This window comes from Bacillus sp. SRB3LM (genome assembly GCF_015712745.1).
GTDB lineage: Bacteria > Bacillota > Bacilli > Bacillales > Bacillaceae_G > Bacillus_A > Bacillus_A thuringiensis_K.
Genome location: NZ_VWVQ01000007.1, coordinates 77,266 through 94,402, shown reverse-complemented (window position 1 = coordinate 94,402; position 17,137 = coordinate 77,266). Strand labels below are relative to the sequence as shown.

Below are 17,137 nucleotides of genomic sequence, written 5' to 3'. Positions count from 1 at the left end.
TGTGAATGTGGGAATTTCGATGAAATAGAAAATTTATACAATATTATTCATACTAAACACATATGAAAAATAATAAAATGTTTTGTGACGATAAGTAAGTACTGTAGCAATACGAGAGAGGTGGTTCATACATAGATCACGTTGAGAACGTTCTCTATTTTAACCATCTCAAATTATGGGCAAGAAAATAGAATAATAAAATGCGATAGTAATAGTTGCTAATACATAGGAGGAGTTAAAGTGAAAAAGACTTTAATTACAGGGTTATTGGTTACAGCAGTATCTACGAGTTGCTTCATTCCTGTAAGCGCTTACGCTAAGGAGGGGCAAACGGAAGTGAAAACAGTATATGCGCAAAATGTAATTGCTCCAAATACATTATCCAATTCAATTAGAATGTTAGGATCACAATCACCGCTTATTCAAGCATACGGATTAATTATTTTGCAACAGCCAGACATTAAGGTGAATGCGATGAGTAGCTTAACGAATCATCAAAAGTTTGCAAAGGCGAATGTACGAGAGTGGATTGATGAATATAATCCGAAGCTAATTGACTTAAATCAAGAGATGATGAGATACAGCACTAGATTCAATAGCTATTATAGTAAGCTCTATGAACTAGCAGGAAACGTAAATGAAGATCAGCAAGCAAAAGTAGATTTTATGAGTGCATATGGAAAATTACAATTGCAAGTACAGAGCATCCAAGAGAGTATGGAGCAAGATTTATTAGAGTTAAATCGATTTAAAACAGTATTAGACAAAGATAGTAACAACTTATCAATTAAAGCCGATGAAGCAATAAAAACACTGCAAGGATCAAGTGGAGATATTGTGAAATTAAGAGAAGATATTAAAAGAATTCAAGGGGAAATTCAAGCTGAACTAACTACTATTTTGAATAGACCTCAAGAAATCATTAAAGGTTCTATTAATATCGGTAAACAAGTATTTACAATCACAAATCAAACTGCACAAACGAAAACAATCGATTTTGTTTCTATTGGTACTTTAAGTAATGAAATTGTAAATGCTGCAGATAGTCAAACGAGGGAAGCAGCTCTTCGCATTCAACAAAAGCAAAAAGAGTTATTGCCACTTATTCAAAAGTTATCACAAACTGAAGCAGAGGCGACTCAAATTACATTCGTTGAAGATCAAGTAAATAGCTTTACAGAATTAATTGATCGTCAAATTACAACTTTAGAAACGTTATTAACCGATTGGAAAGTTTTAAATAATAATATGATTCAAATTCAAACAAATGTTGAAGAAGGCACGTATACAGACAGTAGTTTACTTCAAAAACATTTTAATCAAATTAAAAAAGTAAGTGATGAAATGAATAAGCAAACAAATCAATTTGAAGATTACGTTACAAACGTTGAAGTACATTAAATAGAAAAATAATTAGCGATATAGGGAGAGAAGAAAAATGACAAAAAAACCATATAAAGTAATGGCTCTATCAGCACTTATGGCAGTATTTGCAGCAGGAAATATTATGCCGGCTCATACGTATGCAGCTGAAAGTACAGTGAAACAAGCTCCAGTTCATGCGGTAGCAAAAGCTTATAATGACTATGAAGAATATTCATTAGGGCCAGAAGGCTTAAAAGATGCAATGGAAAGAACAGGTTCAAATGCTTTAGTAATGGATCTGTATGCTTTAACAATTATTAAACAAGGTAATGTTAACTTTGGAAATGTATCGACTGTTGATGCAGCTTTAAAAGGAAAAGTGATTCAGCACCAAGATACAGCTAGAGGAAATGCGAAGCAATGGTTAGATGTATTAAAGCCACAGCTTATTTCAACGAATCAAAACATCATTAACTACAATACGAAATTCCAAAACTATTATGATACTTTAGTTGCTGCGGTAGATGCAAAAGATAAAACGACTCTTACGAAAGGCCTAACTAGATTATCAAGTAGTATTAATGAAAATAAAGCGCAAGTGGATCAGTTAGTAGAAGACTTGAAGAAATTCCGAAATAAAATGACGTCGGATACGCAAAACTTCAAGGGTGATGCAAATCAAATTACATCTATATTAGCTAGTCAAGATGCAGGAATTCCGCTTCTGCAAAATCAAATTACAACGTACAATGAAGCAATTAGTAAATATAATGCAATTATTATCGGTTCATCTGTTGCGACAGCTCTAGGACCAATTGCAATTATTGGTGGTGCAGTAGTTATTGCTACGGGCGCAGGAACACCGCTAGGAGTAGCATTAATTGCAGGTGGTGCAGCAGCTGTAGGCGGTGGTACAGCTGGAATTGTATTAGCGAAGAAAGAGCTTGATAATGCACAAGCAGAAATTCAAAAGATAACAGGACAAGTTACAACTGCGCAATTAGAAGTAGCTGGGTTAACGAACATTAAAACACAAACTGAGTATTTAACAAATACGATTGATACTGCAATTACAGCGTTGCAAAACATTTCAAACCAATGGTATACAATGGGATCAAAATACAATTCTTTACTTCAAAATGTGGATTCAATTAGTCCAAACGATCTTGTTTTCATTAAAGAAGATTTAAACATTGCGAAAGATAGCTGGAAAAACATTAAAGACTATGCAGAAAAGATTTATGCTGAAGATATTAAAGTAGTAGATACGAAAAAAGCATAATCGAATACGAATCGTTAGAGCGTTAAGTGTTGATGAATGATTTGAAGCTCCTGTTCAGTTGTGAGCAGGAGCTTTTGATATCCTTATAAAGAGAATAGGTGAAAAATATGCAGAAAAGATTTTATAAAAAATGTCTTTTAGCGGTAATGATTGCTGGGGTGGCAACTAGTAACGCATTTCCTTTACATCCTTTTGCAGCAGAACAAAATGTAAAGGTGCTACAAGAAAATGTGAAAAACTATTCTCTTGGACCAGCTGGATTCCAAGATGTAATGGCACAAACGACATCAAGTATATTTGCAATGGATTCATATGCAAAATTAATTCAAAATCAACAAGAGACGGATTTAAGTAAAATAAGTTCGATTAACAGTGAATTTAAAGGGAATATGATTCAGCATCAAAGAGATGCAAAAATTAATGCGGCATATTGGTTAAATAATATGAAGCCTCAAATTATGAAAACGGATCAAAATATTATTAATTACAATAATACGTTTCAATCGTATTATAATGACATGTTAATAGCGATTGATCAAAAGGATAGCGGAAAATTAAAAGCGGATTTAGAAAAGTTGTATGCGGATATTGTAAAGAATCAAAATGAGGTAGATGGATTATTAGGAAATTTGAAAGCTTTTCGCGATAGAATGGCGAAAGATACAAATAGTTTCAAAGAGGATACAAATCAGTTAACAGCGATATTGGCAAGTACGAATGCTGGTATTCCAGCTCTAGAGCAACAAATAAATACATATAACGATTCGATTAAAAAGAGTAATGATATGGTCATTGCTGGTGGCGTACTTTGCGTAGCTCTAATAACATGTCTTGCTGGCGGGCCGATGATTGCGGTTGCGAAAAAAGATATCGCAAATGCAGAAAGAGAAATCGCCAATTTAAAAGATAGAATTTCAGGAGCACAAGCAGAAGTCGTAATTTTGACTGATGTAAAAAATAAAACAACAAACATGACAGAAACAATTGATGCAGCAATTACAGCACTACAAAACATATCAAATCAATGGTATACAGTAGGTGCAAAGTATAATAATTTATTACAAAACGTAAAAGGAATTAGTTCGGAAGAGTTTACGTTTATAAAAGAAGATTTACATACAGCGAAAGATAGCTGGAAAGATGTAAAGGATTATACAGAAAAATTACATGAAGGCGTGGCAAAGTAAACAGTGGACTAGTTCTGCTGTTTATTTTTTTTATCCTGTTTTTTTGTGAGAGTTGAACTTGTAATTATATATAAGTTTGTCATGTGTTTTATCAATGTGGCTATTGGGTAATATTTAATCAAATTGATACGAATAACCTAAATAAATTTCTGATCAAGTCTTTTATATGTAATGTTTTAATGAAAAAAGCTATACTGTAAGCAAAACTAAAAATTGGAGAGGAAATACTACAACATGGAAAATTATCTATTATTTATCCTTACAGCAATGCTAATCATAATGATGCCTGGTCCTGGTTTTGCACTAGTTACAAAAAATACTATCTCGCATGGTAAAAATGGCGGGATAAAGACTGTTTTAGGAACGATATCTGGAATGATGATTCATACAATAATGGCTACGTTAGGACTTTCTGCTATCTTAATGAAATTTGCTATGTTATTTACATTTATAAAATATGCTGGGGCTGTTTATTTAATTTATTTAGCTGTAAAGTCAATTAAAAGTGCCTTACATAAAAAAGAAGATATGTCAGGTTCAGCAGAAATGGACTCTAAGGATATTGGGGCAATTAAAAGCTTTAGACAAGGATTTACTACGGCAATTTTAAATCCAAAAACCGCTGTATTTTTCCTTAGTTTTTTACCCCAATTTATTGTGAGTAATCAAAATCATTTCCTCCAATTTCTTTTATTAGGAGTCACATTTACGACTTTGACAGCAATATGGTATTTACTTTACATCTCACTCATACGTCAATTAAGAACTTTTTTAAGAAAAGAAAGAGTGAACCGTACAATAGAGGGTATTACAGGCGCCATATTATTAGTATTTGGAGTTAGATTGTTTTTCCAAAAATAAATATGTAGATAAAACGAGAAATAAAAAAGTTGATTATTTCTCGTTTTATTCTTTAAAATCTGCAACAGAACCAGGATCTCCCATCAAAGTATAAATTCCAAGGGAGGAACCGTTTTTTTTTATTTACTTATATACGTACAGCTGTACCACTGACAGCAACCATTAACATTCCATCACGAACAACTTCGTAATCTACGTCAATACCAACGATAGCGTTCGCACCTTTTTCTTTTGCAAGTTCTTTCATTTCGCCCATTGCAATATCACGAGCGTCTTTTAGTTTACTTTCATAAGCACCAACACGGCCGCCGACAACATCACGAACGGAAGCGAATACATCGCGGACAATATTTGCACCCATAATAGCTTCACCATTTACAATATCAATATACTCAATAATCTCTTTACCTTGAATTCCAGAAGTTGTTGTTACAATCATGACTGACACTCTCCTAATATCTTATAATTTTTGATTAGCTTTCTTATGTCATAGAAAAAGTAGTTCTGGTGCCAAAAATGCTTGATAGAAACATAGAATATTTTTGGCATCAGAAACAAGTCTGGTTTCTTACAGAATGAAACCAAGGCAATTGTTTAACATGTGTATCGCTATAACATATGCAATGGATCTTTTAGAAATAAGATAAGCCGCAGTAAGTATCAACGATCCAGGTAAATAAATAGCAATATCCGAAAGTTGGTTCGTATGAAGAAGTGTAAAAATCATAATCGAAATGATAGATGCAATAGCAGTACCAATATGGTAAGAAAAACGATTTATTAATATGTGGCGAAATACAATTTCTTCAAGTATTGGACCCAGAATACCAAATACAAGCAATGTAAATACAAGAGGTACCTTTGCACCCGTTTCAAGGAGCTGCTCTTGGTTCTCTGGTTGACCAGTTGCTAGAAAATGCATAACACACTGTTCCACAATTAACGTAAATAAAACTACCATAGGAATACTTACTATTTTCAAAATTGTCTTCTCTTTAAAATAAGTAAAACTTTCAATAATTTCTTTCCTAAAGCAAATGATTCCTACAATAGCAGGTACAGTAAAACCGATGGCACTAAGAACAAATTCTGATTCAATTAAATTGACATTAGCTAAAAGTGATATGCCAAATAATATGTACAAGCCAATTTGAAATGGTACAAACAGTGTAAAGATTATTAGCATAATAATTTCTTTTTTATTCATTTTTATAAAGTTCACTGTATTGCCCCCATAATTAAATTACCTATAATTTTTGATTTTTCTTTCTGCATAACGATCTCCTTCTAAATATATTTATATAAGATTCTAAACCGGACGGTTCGGTCCGAATCGAAATCTAATGATACTACAAGTTTCTAGTTTTTTAAACCCTTTTTATAAAGTATTAACAAAATCAAAATGGAAAAAAGCAAATATATTTATATTTCAGTTGCTTTGTTACAATTTAATTCCAGTAATCATTAATGGTTAATCTTTTATAGAATGAAGTGAAAGTGGGAGTAGTTCAAACACTTTAGCTAAACATATTAATAAAAATTATATATAATAATCATATGTCTATACATTAAAATTAACTATATATTTTTACACCTACTACGAAGTTAGGTGAAATTAGTTGTATAACATGACTGAATTAAATAATTGGTCATGTTAATTTTGACAGAAAATTCATTTGAATGATATAGATAATACAATTTGATTAATCTCTTTTCAAACTGTATTGTTTGAGGTTCACATAATATAGGGGTTGATAAGATATTTTCGCTCCAAACTTCTTTATACTTACAAAAAAATTCAAGAAAATAGATGGTAAATATCACCTGGAATATTAAGCTCGTTTTTATTAGGAGGATTACAAAGCATGACTAAAGTTGATAAGGTTAAAGAAAAAATTATTGAAACATCTTTATATTTATTTAATACTAATGGGATAACTCGCACATCCATCCAGGATATAATGACAGCTACTGAACTACCTAAAGGATCTATTTATCGTAGATTCAAAAGTAAAGAAGAAATTGTCCTTGCTGCCTACGACAAAAGTGGTGAGATTATGTGGAGTCATTTTCATAAAGCAATGGAAAATAAAAAGACAGCAATTGATAAAATCCTTGCAATTTTCCTTGTATATCAAGATGCAGCTAATAATCCTCCTATTGCTGGAGGCTGTCCATTACTTAATAGTGCCATTGAAAGTACTGGAGTATTTCCAGAATTACAAAAAGCAGCAGCAAAAGGTTATGATGATACAGTAATGTTAATGGCTTCTCTCATAAAAGAAGGAATAGAGAAACAAGAACTTAAAGAAGATATAGAGGTTATATCACTCGCTTCCTTTCTTGCCTCTTCAATGGAGGGGGCTATTATGGCAAGTCGAGTATCTAATGATAATATACACCATCATTATTTTATTGAACAAATAAAACATCATCTTTTCACTTATTCTAAATAAGTGAGAACTTGCATTGTTTCCATCCAATTTTTATAAAATTAAATTGAGTAAATACCCCTTATAAATAGTAACTTCTGTTTATAAGGGGTATTTGAATAGACTTTAGCAAAGGGAGCTTTTACACGTTGTTTGGATTATTTCACTAATACGAACTTTAGTTGAAGAGCAAGCCATAATGAAAAAGCTGTTTTAATATACTAATTATGTATCATATGTTAAAAAACTTATGTTATTTTGTTTTTCTAAGTTTATAGCTAAGAAGAATATAAGAATTAGAGGAGGGGGAAAATTGAAATTTTTTACGATATTTGCATCAAGGAATGATACAAGTGATATAGAAGGTTTCATTACTCAAGTTTTTCAAAATGGGTTTAAGGTTGAACGCAATAAAAATGAATATACGATTCAATCGAAAAGACTATTTGGCAAAAATAAAATTATTATTCGGGTGGATTCTGAAGAATCATCTCCTGATTATTTTTTCAATAATATTCCTGGAATGATGCACATGTACGATCAAATCGAATTTCAAGAAGAACATCTTAAGAAGATGGTTTTGGCACAGATTTCTGTAATTAATACCATAATCGCTATAGAGACGAAGAAGGATTATAGTGATGAATACGTGGAGCTGTTTCTTAAATTACTTAATGAGGTGAACGGTATTGGTTTTATTCCTGATCGAACTCTCATCGGGAAGGATGGAAAAGTAATTGTATTTCCGGATGGATCCTCTGGTCCTTCAGAATTTACTCCTCAAGCATGTACGAACAAAATAAGGGGACAGAATAGTACTTCTACCGATGGGGAGAAAAGAAAACAGAAATCGATAAGCTATCTGCAAGATAAAGGGATTCCATATATAGAAGGATTGCCTCAATTGCCTCCTTTGACAAGTATTCAGTTAAGAAGCCGAGAAGAGATTACGAAGAGAGCAGTAGCTTTGTTGATTGTCATACAATATGCTTGTGATGTTGTCCAAGAAGGAGATTTGAAAACTTCCAAAGAGTTCGTCATGGAGCTGCTGAATCAATTTGATGTGGTTGAATCATTAACGATGCAGGAAAGGAATTTTCTGAATTCAGAGGAACCTGATGAGAAAGAAGCAATACAGATTGCATGGCAGTATGAAGCCCAATGGGTTTTGCTTTGGTCAATAGGCCTCGTGAATACACTGAAATTCCCAAGAGAAATCTGTGACTGTCATTATGCAATTAAACTTGTTTCTGATTGTAGTTCTTTTAATGAATTTTATCAAAAAACAAAATTGCGAAATGCAGAAGAAATTTTGGACGAGGCCGACCTTATTTATCGGCTTCATTGGGCTTGTGTACATGATAGAATTAATGCGAGAGAAGCAACTGCAGGTATGCATGAAAGTATTGTTATTGAAAGACGAAGAGGCTTGTTTTGGCTAATCAATTATAAAAATGAAGATTGGGATTATATCTCCATGGATACATAATCTATATTCTTTGTTCTGTAGAGCATTTGTATTCTAGATAATCGAATTATTACTTCATCAGTTCAATCCATTATAGAAAAAAGGGCGAAAATGCCATAGATAGGAGAAAAAATAGTCTTTGATATCCTAAGCCTCATATACAACTTGAACGGCCTTGTTATTGTTACTGCAGAAAAAATGTGAATTAAATGTTAATCGATTTACATGTTTCAAGCGTATCTATATTGAGTTTGTAAATCTACACAATAAGTTTTCATTATATATATTAAGTGGAATAGAAGTTCAGTTAGATAAAATTCGGTAGTCGAATTTTTTTGCATAAAGCTGTATAATGCTTGTAACGAAAGGGAAATACAGGAAGGGATTTGTAATGAGTTACTATGGAAAAAGATAAACAACAATTAAGCGTTGAAGTTGCAAGATTATATTATCAATCAGATTATAGTCAGCAAGAAATTGCTAACAAATTAAATATTTCAAGACCGACGATTTCTAGATTGTTAAAGTACGCGAAAGAAAAAGGGTTTGTTCAAATTAGCATCGCTGATCCATTTGCGGATTTAGATAACGTTGGGAATTTACTGAAAGAAAAGTACAACTTGTTAGAGGCACATGTTGTATTTTCTCCAGTGCCGGAATATGCAACGATTACAGAGTATATAAGTAAATATGCTGCTGAGTATATGGAAAAGACGGTTAAAAACGGTGATATTGTTGGTGTAAGCTGGGGCATGACTATGTATGAAATCGCTAGAAAAATCGTACCGCAACATGTAAAAGGGGTAGAGGTTGTCCAGCTAAAAGGTGGTATTAGTCATTCAAGTGTAAATACATATGCGAATGAGACGATAGCTTTATTTGCAGATGCTTTTCAAACGACGCCAAGAAATCTACCTCTTCCAGTTATATTTGATAATGCAGTGACAAAAGAATTAGTGGAGCAGGATCGACATATTCATCACATTATCGAAATGGGAAAACAAGCGAATATTGCAATTTTTACTGTAGGAACAGTGCGAGACGAAGCGCTATTATTCCGATTAGGTTATTTCGATAAGGATGAAACAAATTTACTCAAAAAACAATCGGTCGGTGACATTTGTTCACGTTTCTTTGATGGAGACGGAAATATTAGTAGCGAAGAAATCAATAAGCGTACCATTGGAATTGAGTTAGAGGAACTGAAATTAAAGAAACGCTCTATTTTAGTTGCAGGTGGTAATAGAAAAATAAAAGCAATTGATGGTGCGTTACGTGGCGGGTATGCAAATGTATTAATTATCGATCAGCATACAGCAAAAGAATTGTTGCATTATCAAAAAGATTAGAAATAAAAGGCGTTCTCAAAATGTTAATTTTGAGAATGCCTTTTATTTTGTTATGTATGAATGATACGTGTTTTTTTGAACACAAATTGCCTCTTTAAAAATAATTCTGGATATAGAGATACATACTACCATTGTTAATATAAAAGTTTTGATTTTAAATGAGAAGTGTTTCTTAGTTAGAATGAGCTTTACTTACTACAAGAAAATTCCTTTTAAAAAAGAATGAACAAAATTTCAAAAGTATATTTACATTTGTTCAACTAAGAGTTAGAATGAAGTTGTTAAAAGATATGAGGAGTGAAGATAATGAACATTGCAAAGTTAATTGACCATACAATTTTAAAAGCTAATACTACTAAAGAAGATGTTATGAAAGTAATCGAAGAAGCAAAGGAATATAAATTCGCTTCTGTTTGTATTAACCCAACATGGGTAAAATTAGCGGCTGATGAACTAGCTGGACATGATGTAGACGTTTGTACTGTAATCGGTTTCCCATTAGGAGCAAGCACGACTGAAACAAAAGCATTTGAAACAAAAGATGCTATCGCAAAAGGTGCAACTGAAGTTGATATGGTAATCAACGTAGGTGCTTTAAAAGATGGCGACAACGAACTTGTTGAAAAAGATATTTATGAAGTAGTACAAGCAGCAAAAGGAAAAGCTCTTGTAAAAGTAATCATTGAAACTTGCCTATTAACAGATGAAGAAAAAGTACGCGCTTGTGAATTATCAGTAAAAGCTGGTGCTGATTTCGTAAAAACTTCAACTGGATTCTCAACTGGCGGAGCAACTGCTGAAGATATCGCATTAATGCGTAAAACAGTAGGACCAAACGTTGGTGTAAAAGCATCTGGCGGTGTTCGTACACGTGAAGATGCAGACAAAATGGTAGCTGCTGGAGCTTCTCGCGTTGGAGCAAGTGCTAGTGTTGCAATCGTATTAAATGATGCAAAAGGTGCTACAGATAACTACTAATTGATAAAAGGTTAAAGCAATAGATATACGTTTAGAGTATATCTATTGCTTTAATAATTGAAAAAATGTAAGCGGATACGAATGGGAGGAAACGGCTTATGAAATACTTAATCGGTGTTTTTGGCCTCGTATTGATTTTAGGTATCGCTTGGCTTGCTAGTAATGATAGAAAGAAAGTCAAATATCGCCCAATCATAACGATGGTTATATTACAATTCATTTTGGGGTTTTTATTATTAAATACAAGTATAGGGAATATATTAATTAGCGGAATAGCAGATGGTTTTGGAGAGCTATTAAAATATGCCGCTGACGGTGTGAATTTCGTATTTGGTGGATTAGTAAATCAAAAAGAGTTTTCGTTCTTTTTAAGTGTATTAATGCCAATCGTATTTATATCAGCCTTAATAGGTATTTTGCAACATATTAAAGTATTACCTATTATTGTGAAATCTATCGGTCTAGCATTAAGTAAAGTAAATGGAATGGGGAAACTAGAATCATATAACGCTGTTGCATCTGCGATTTTAGGACAATCTGAAGTATTTATTTCAGTTAAGAAACAACTAGGGTTATTGCCAGAGAAAAGAATGTATACATTATGTGCATCAGCAATGTCTACAGTTTCTATGTCTATCGTTGGATCATATATGGTGTTATTAAAACCACAATATGTTGTAACCGCTTTAGTGCTTAACTTATTCGGTGGCTTCATCATTGCTTCTATCATTAACCCATATGAAGTTACTGAGGAAGAAGATATGTTAGAAGTACAAGAAGAAGAGAAGAAGACCTTCTTTGAAGTATTAGGGGAATACATTATTGATGGATTTAAAGTTGCGATTACAGTAGCAGCTATGTTAATTGGTTTCGTAGCTCTTATCGCATTCATTAATGCAGTATTTAAAGGTATAATCGGTATTTCATTCCAAGAAATTCTTGGTTATGTATTTGCACCATTTGCATTTATTATGGGTGTTCCATGGCATGAAGCAGTTAATGCCGGAAATATTATGGCAACAAAATTAGTATCAAATGAATTTGTTGCTATGACAGATTTAGCACAAGGAAACTTTAATTTCTCAGATAGAACGACAGCGATTATCTCTGTATTCTTAGTTTCATTTGCAAACTTCTCTTCAATTGGGATTATTGCAGGAGCAGTTAAGAGCTTAAATGAAAAGCAAGGGAATGTAGTCGCAAGATTTGGTTTGAAATTACTATTCGGTGCAACGTTAGTAAGTTTCTTATCAGCAACAATCGTTGGTTTATTATTTTAATAGATTTATATAATATAAAAAGGAATGGTGATTGTAATGAGAATGGTAGATATTATTGCAAAAAAGCGTGACGGCAAAGAATTAACGACTGAAGAAATCAAATTCTTTATTAATGGATATACAGACGGAAGTATTCCTGATTATCAAGTGAGTGCGCTTGCAATGGCAATCTTCTTTAAAGATATGACAGATCGCGAACGTGCAGATTTAACGATGGCGATGGTTGAGTCTGGAGAAACGATCGACTTATCAGCAATTGAAGGAATTAAAGTAGACAAACATTCAACTGGCGGTGTTGGTGATACAACAACTTTGGTATTAGGACCATTAGTTGCTGCTTTAGATGTACCAGTAGCAAAAATGTCTGGTCGTGGTTTAGGACATACTGGCGGAACAATTGATAAATTAGAAGCAGTAGAAGGATTCCACGTTGAAATTACGAAAGAACAATTCATCGATATTGTAAACCGTGACAAAGTAGCTGTTATTGGACAAACAGGAAACTTAACACCTGCAGATAAAAAGATTTATGCATTACGTGACGTAACAGGAACTGTTAACTCAATTCCTTTAATCGCAAGTTCAATTATGAGTAAAAAAATTGCAGCTGGTGCTGATGCAATCGTACTTGATGTAAAAACAGGTGCTGGTGCATTTATGAAAACAGAAGAAGATGCAAAAGAATTAGCACATGCAATGGTACGTATCGGAAATAATGTAGGACGTCAAACAATGGCAGTTATTTCAGATATGTCACAACCTCTTGGATTTGCGATTGGTAATGCTCTAGAAGTGAAAGAAGCGATTGATACGTTAAAAGGTGAAGGTCCAGAAGATTTAACAGAATTAGTACTTGTATTAGGAAGTCAAATGGTCGTACTTGCGAAAAAAGCAAATACGTTAGAAGAAGCTCGTGAAATGCTAATTGAAGTGATGAAAAACGGAAAAGCAACTGCGAAATTTAAAGAGTTCTTAAGCAATCAAGGCGGAGATAGCTCAATTGTAGACAATCCAGAAAAAATGCCACAAGCTAAGTATGTAATTGATGTACCTGCAAAAACTTCAGGTGTTATTTCTAACATTGTTGCAGATGAGATTGGTATTGCAGCTATGTTACTTGGTGCAGGTCGTGCAACGAAGGAAGATGAAATCGATTTAGCAGTAGGATTAATGTTACGTAAAAAAGTTGGCGATGCAGTAAAAGAAGGCGAGCCATTCGTAACAATCTACGCAAATCGTGAAAATGTAGAAGATGTAAAAGCAAAAATTTATGAGAACATCTCTATCGCTGAAACAGCAGTGGCTCCTAAATTAGTTCATACAGTTATTACTGACTAATCATCATTTCATTTACTTTGAGGGGGAAATAATATGGATAAGAAAAAATATATTGAAGAAGCAAACAAGATGTTATCGAAAGCGTATATTCCGTATTCTAAATTTCCTGTTGGCGCAGCGTTAGTTACGAAAGAAGGGAAAATCTATACTGGTTGTAATATAGAAAATGCTTCTTACGGTTTATGTAACTGTGCAGAAAGAACAGCAATATTTAAAGCAGTATCAGAAGGTGAGCGTGATTTTAGTTACTTAGTTATTACAGGAGAAACTGATGGCCCGATTTCACCATGTGGTGCGTGTAGACAAGTAATTGCTGAATTCTGTGATCCGAAAATGCCTGTATTATTAACGAATGTAAAAGGTGATGAAAAAGAAGTGACTGTTGAGCAATTACTTCCAGGTGCTTTCACAATTGACGATTTAAAATAAGTTAAAAAGCCATTCTGCAATTATTAATTGCAGAATGGCTTTTTTGTTCATATTCCGTTCATAAACTTTGCGTAAAATGATTGCAGTGAATATGGAAAGTTTACAGCAGGAGGAATATAATGAAGAAATTCTATAATATGGCATGTAGTTACTTATTGGTTTATGATTCTGCTAAAAAAGTCATTTAAATAGATAGGAGTGGAAAGTATGATAGCACTTTTATCAAGTATCGTAGCAGTTTGTATGGCTGTTGGGTAATGTTTCTACGTTTTAAAGCAGCGAAAAAGCCGGTAACGAAAAAGAAAATTATATTGCCAACAATTTTTATGAGTACAGGCGCGATGATGTACTTTTTACCTGACTTTCGATTAACATCGTTAGAAATAGTCGAGGCAATTAGTATAGGGCTTATTTTCTCTATTTTTCTTATTAAAACAACTAAGTTCGAAATAAAAGGCGAACATATATTTATGAAACCTTCAAAAGCATTCATATTCATTTTAGTAGGCTTATTAGCTGTACGCGTGGCATTAAAGTCATATTTAAGCCAATCAATTGATTTGGCAGAGTTAAGCGTAATGTTTTTCTTACTTGCATTTGCGATGATTGTGTCGTGGAGAATTGCGATGTATCGCTCGTTTACTAAATTAGAAAAGACAATAAACAGAGCTGGAATTTCTATATAGGAAATCCAGCTCTGTTTATGTTTTATTGAAATTCTTTAGCGCGGAACTCATTTGCTTAATTTTAAACGTATTTGAGCATCTTGTAATGCAACTGGTGTAACGTTAAGACCATTAGAATCAACAATTTTTGTATTTAATAAAATGGAATCTAGGCTTCCACGAAATGTTTCTGTATAGTTTTGGCGCAACATTTGTTGTTCTTGTTTTTCATCAACTGTTAATCCAGATGTTCTTTCTTTTTTTGATAATTCATTAATACGGAATAAAATGTTTTGCATTTTGTTCACCTCTTATTTTAAAATAAATTAGCTGCTTACTAATTTATAGTTATTGTAACTTGTTTAGTTGTTTGTGTCAATACTATCTAAAATTAAGTTAAAAATTGACGAAAAATTATAACAATAATAGAATGAATTGTATTGATGATTAGTTTCACAAGCATACATAGAACACTAGGAGGATTATTATGAAATCAACATTTTTTGCTCAAAATAGAGAACGATTAGCAAACACATTACCAGAGGGATCTATTACGATTTTATTTGCGGGACAAGCACCGCATATGTCAGCTGATGCACATTATAAATTTGTACCGAATCGTAATTTTTACTACTTAACGGGAATCGATGAACCAAATGTTATTTTTATGCTGAAAAAGGTTGGAAGTAGTGTTGAAGAAACACTTTTCATTGAAAAGTCAGATCCAGTAATGGAAAAATGGGTCGGTAAAACAGTTTCTAACGAAGAAGCAGAGAAAATTTCAGGTATAAAGAAAGTTGTATATTTAGATAGCTTTGAAAAGACAATGTCAAATATACTTTTTACAGGAAATGCGAAGCATCTATATTTAGATATAGAACGTCGTGATTGGAATGGTACGGAGACAAAAACATTAGCATTTGCTAAACATGTAAGAGAAAAATACCCACACGTAACAATTGGTAATGTATATCCGAACATTTGTGAATTACGAGTATTTAAAACAGAGGAAGAAATTGAAATTATTAAAGAAGCGATTGCTATAACGAAAGACGGTATTTACAACGTACTTAAGCATGCAAAAGCAGGCATGATGGAGTATGAATTAGAAGCTCAATTTGATTTTACACTGAAATCATCTGGCATTAAGCATCATGCGTTCAATACAATTTTGGCAAGCGGTAAAAATGCTACAGTTCTTCATTATGAAGATAATGATGCACAAATTCAAAATGGTGACTTAGTATTACTAGATTTAGGTGCTCAAAAAGACTACTATAACGCTGATATTAGTTATACATTCCCGGCAAATGGAATATTCTCTAGTCGTCAAAAACAAATTTATAATATTGTATTAAAAGCATTAAAAGAAACAACAGAGATTATTAAGCCGGGATTAAAGTTCGCTGCATTAAATGAGCATACAAAAAAGGTACTGGCAGAAGAGTGTAAAGCAATTGGTTTAATTCAAGAAGATGAAGAGTTATCAAAATACTATTATCATGGTGTCAGCCATTTCCTTGGTTTAGATACACATGATGTAGGAACATATAAAGATAGAATGTTAGAAGAAGGTATGGTTATAACAATTGAACCTGGTCTTTATATTGAAGAAGAATCAATTGGAATTCGTATTGAAGATGACATTCTTGTAACGAAAGACGGGTATGAAAACTTGTCAAAAGATATCATTAGAGAAGTTGAAGAAATTGAAGAATTTATGAGTGTAAATAATGAACATGTAAAAGGAAACCAAGCTGTAGTTAAATAATAAAAAAGTCATCACTAATTTATTTGAACTTTATCTCGAATCGTGGACAATTAAAAAATCCATGATTCGGGATAGGGTTCTTTTCTTCGAAATACTAATCTTTAATTATTAATCCTAATAAAGTAGCAAACTGAACAGCTTGATATGTTGATACTTTACATCCTCTTAAATCGTTCACTGAAACTGTAAGTGTATCAAAGGTAGAAGAACTAATATCTATCCCCTTCAGTGATGTCTGATCAAAATTAGCTGCATTAAGACTACATAATTGGAATTCAACTTTTTTAAGTTTACAGTCAAAAAAATCTGCATTATTTAATGAAGTTTCATTAAATATAATTTTTTCTAGTTTAGAATTTCCAAATGCCGCTAAATTCAAAATTGAATTCTCAAATTTAACATTTCCTAAGCTAGATTCTGCAAAATTAACCCCGATTAATTTACTGTTTTTAAATTCGACTCTATGAACAGAAGAATTGCTTAAATTAACATTTGATAAATCGCAGTTTTCAAAACAAACATCTGTAATATCAATATTGCTAAAGTCTGTATTAGTGAATTTACAATTCTTTATCACTGCATCATACAATCGCACTCTATCTACAGATTCATTTTCGAAAGTGGAGTCTATAATTTCACACACTTCTAATGTTGGATCTTCTTCATAAAAAATATCTTGAAAATTCTTTGAAGATAACTCTGGTGAAATTTTTGGTCTATCAATTTTCATCG

16 protein-coding genes and 1 pseudogene are annotated in these 17,137 nt (G+C 32.7%); 13 read left to right on the top strand and 4 right to left on the bottom strand.

Features of this window, described 5'->3' with window-relative positions; all coding sequences use genetic code 11:
- Positions 1–240 precede the first annotated feature (240 nt).
- The 4 genes from nheA to F3I02_RS05085 all read left to right on the top strand — a co-directional run bounded on the left by nheA (position 241) and on the right by F3I02_RS05085 (position 4,695).
- Positions 241–1,401 (top strand): non-hemolytic enterotoxin NHE subunit A, encoded by a 1,161-nt coding sequence (gene nheA, locus F3I02_RS05100; protein WP_061884005.1) that lies wholly within the window; start codon positions 241–243, stop codon positions 1,399–1,401.
- Positions 1,402–1,438: 37 nt separating this feature from the next.
- Positions 1,439–2,647, top strand: coding sequence for a non-hemolytic enterotoxin NHE subunit B (nheB, locus tag F3I02_RS05095; protein WP_000162982.1), 1,209 nt, complete (start codon positions 1,439–1,441; stop codon positions 2,645–2,647).
- Positions 2,648–2,754: 107 nt separating this feature from the next.
- Positions 2,755–3,834 (top strand): non-hemolytic enterotoxin NHE subunit C, encoded by a 1,080-nt coding sequence (gene nheC / locus F3I02_RS05090; RefSeq protein ID WP_131249778.1) that lies wholly within the window; start codon positions 2,755–2,757, stop codon positions 3,832–3,834.
- Positions 3,835–4,068: 234 nt separating this feature from the next.
- Entirely contained in the window at positions 4,069–4,695 is a 627-nt protein-coding gene (locus tag F3I02_RS05085) for a LysE family translocator (protein ID WP_000433000.1), read from the top strand.
- Between the two features lie 127 nt (positions 4,696–4,822).
- Here F3I02_RS05085 and F3I02_RS05080 read toward each other — a convergent pair whose 3' ends face one another.
- Together F3I02_RS05080 and F3I02_RS05075 are read right to left on the bottom strand one after the other, a co-directional pair.
- Positions 4,823–5,134: a heavy metal-binding domain-containing protein gene (locus F3I02_RS05080; RefSeq protein WP_000637518.1), complete on the bottom strand. Its 312-nt coding sequence runs from the start codon at positions 5,132–5,134 to the stop codon at positions 4,823–4,825.
- A gap of 129 nt (positions 5,135–5,263) precedes the next feature.
- Positions 5,264–5,917, bottom strand: a complete 654-nt coding sequence (locus tag F3I02_RS05075; protein WP_131249780.1) for a CPBP family intramembrane glutamic endopeptidase — start codon at positions 5,915–5,917, stop codon at positions 5,264–5,266.
- Positions 5,918–6,560: 643 nt separating this feature from the next.
- Between F3I02_RS05075 and F3I02_RS05070 the strand changes: the two genes are divergently transcribed.
- The 8 genes and pseudogenes from F3I02_RS05070 (at position 6,561) to F3I02_RS05035 (ending at position 14,655) form a co-directional block, all read left to right on the top strand.
- Positions 6,561–7,151 carry a TetR/AcrR family transcriptional regulator gene (locus F3I02_RS05070; RefSeq protein WP_000169651.1) on the top strand — a complete coding sequence of 197 codons (591 nt, stop codon included), beginning with the start codon at positions 6,561–6,563 and terminating at the stop codon, positions 7,149–7,151.
- Between the two features lie 289 nt (positions 7,152–7,440).
- Positions 7,441–8,616, top strand: coding sequence for a DUF4272 domain-containing protein (locus tag F3I02_RS05065; RefSeq protein WP_131249782.1), 1,176 nt, complete (start codon positions 7,441–7,443; stop codon positions 8,614–8,616).
- Positions 8,617–8,996: 380 nt separating this feature from the next.
- Entirely contained in the window at positions 8,997–9,944 is a 948-nt protein-coding gene (locus tag F3I02_RS05060; protein ID WP_000409780.1) for a DNA-binding transcriptional repressor DeoR, read from the top strand.
- Positions 9,945–10,250: 306 nt separating this feature from the next.
- Positions 10,251–10,922, top strand: a complete 672-nt coding sequence (gene deoC / locus F3I02_RS05055) for a deoxyribose-phosphate aldolase (protein ID WP_001017441.1) — start codon at positions 10,251–10,253, stop codon at positions 10,920–10,922.
- A gap of 98 nt (positions 10,923–11,020) precedes the next feature.
- Entirely contained in the window at positions 11,021–12,202 is a 1,182-nt protein-coding gene (locus F3I02_RS05050; protein ID WP_074594122.1) for a NupC/NupG family nucleoside CNT transporter, read from the top strand.
- Positions 12,203–12,238: 36 nt separating this feature from the next.
- The gene (locus F3I02_RS05045; protein ID WP_002093946.1) at positions 12,239–13,540 is read left to right on the top strand and encodes a pyrimidine-nucleoside phosphorylase; all 1,302 of its coding nucleotides are present in this window, start codon (positions 12,239–12,241) and stop codon (positions 13,538–13,540) included.
- Positions 13,541–13,573: 33 nt separating this feature from the next.
- Positions 13,574–13,969 (top strand): cytidine deaminase, encoded by a 396-nt coding sequence (locus F3I02_RS05040; RefSeq protein ID WP_000358533.1) that lies wholly within the window; start codon positions 13,574–13,576, stop codon positions 13,967–13,969.
- Positions 13,970–14,176: 207 nt separating this feature from the next.
- Positions 14,177–14,655 (top strand): annotated as a pseudogene (locus F3I02_RS05035) (CcdC family protein).
- 47 nt (positions 14,656–14,702) lie between these two features.
- On the opposite strand, the gene F3I02_RS05030 reads toward F3I02_RS05035, so the two are convergent.
- The gene (locus tag F3I02_RS05030) at positions 14,703–14,933 is read right to left on the bottom strand and encodes a DUF896 domain-containing protein (protein ID WP_001179618.1); all 231 of its coding nucleotides are present in this window, start codon (positions 14,931–14,933) and stop codon (positions 14,703–14,705) included.
- Positions 14,934–15,121: 188 nt separating this feature from the next.
- Between F3I02_RS05030 and F3I02_RS05025 the strand changes: the two genes are divergently transcribed.
- Positions 15,122–16,405 (top strand): aminopeptidase P family protein, encoded by a 1,284-nt coding sequence (locus F3I02_RS05025; protein ID WP_196477713.1) that lies wholly within the window; start codon positions 15,122–15,124, stop codon positions 16,403–16,405.
- A 94-nt stretch (positions 16,406–16,499) separates the two neighbouring features.
- Here the strand turns inward: F3I02_RS05025 and F3I02_RS05020 are convergent, their stop codons facing one another.
- Complete coding sequence (locus F3I02_RS05020; RefSeq protein WP_046945395.1) at positions 16,500–17,135, bottom strand: pentapeptide repeat-containing protein; 636 nt, start codon at positions 17,133–17,135, stop codon at positions 16,500–16,502.
- Positions 17,136–17,137 lie beyond the last annotated feature (2 nt).

What these genes read in the sequence shown, in the direction of transcription:
- F3I02_RS05070 (WP_000169651.1), top strand. Translation starts at nt 6,561, where the DNA reads ATGACTAAAGTTGATAAGGTTAAAGAAAAAATTATTGAAACATCTTTA.
- F3I02_RS05080 (WP_000637518.1), bottom strand. Translation starts at nt 5,134, where the DNA reads ATGATTGTAACAACAACTTCTGGAATTCAAGGTAAAGAGATTATTGAG.
- deoC (WP_001017441.1), top strand. Translation starts at nt 10,251, where the DNA reads ATGAACATTGCAAAGTTAATTGACCATACAATTTTAAAAGCTAATACT.
- F3I02_RS05050 (WP_074594122.1), top strand. Translation starts at nt 11,021, where the DNA reads ATGAAATACTTAATCGGTGTTTTTGGCCTCGTATTGATTTTAGGTATC.
- F3I02_RS05085 (WP_000433000.1), top strand. Translation starts at nt 4,069, where the DNA reads ATGGAAAATTATCTATTATTTATCCTTACAGCAATGCTAATCATAATG.
- F3I02_RS05045 (WP_002093946.1), top strand. Translation starts at nt 12,239, where the DNA reads ATGAGAATGGTAGATATTATTGCAAAAAAGCGTGACGGCAAAGAATTA.
- F3I02_RS05030 (WP_001179618.1), bottom strand. Translation starts at nt 14,933, where the DNA reads ATGCAAAACATTTTATTCCGTATTAATGAATTATCAAAAAAAGAAAGA.
- nheB (WP_000162982.1), top strand. Translation starts at nt 1,439, where the DNA reads ATGACAAAAAAACCATATAAAGTAATGGCTCTATCAGCACTTATGGCA.
- F3I02_RS05020 (WP_046945395.1), bottom strand. Translation starts at nt 17,135, where the DNA reads ATGAAAATTGATAGACCAAAAATTTCACCAGAGTTATCTTCAAAGAAT.
- F3I02_RS05060 (WP_000409780.1), top strand. Translation starts at nt 8,997, where the DNA reads ATGGAAAAAGATAAACAACAATTAAGCGTTGAAGTTGCAAGATTATAT.
- nheC (WP_131249778.1), top strand. Translation starts at nt 2,755, where the DNA reads ATGCAGAAAAGATTTTATAAAAAATGTCTTTTAGCGGTAATGATTGCT.
- F3I02_RS05025 (WP_196477713.1), top strand. Translation starts at nt 15,122, where the DNA reads ATGAAATCAACATTTTTTGCTCAAAATAGAGAACGATTAGCAAACACA.
- F3I02_RS05040 (WP_000358533.1), top strand. Translation starts at nt 13,574, where the DNA reads ATGGATAAGAAAAAATATATTGAAGAAGCAAACAAGATGTTATCGAAA.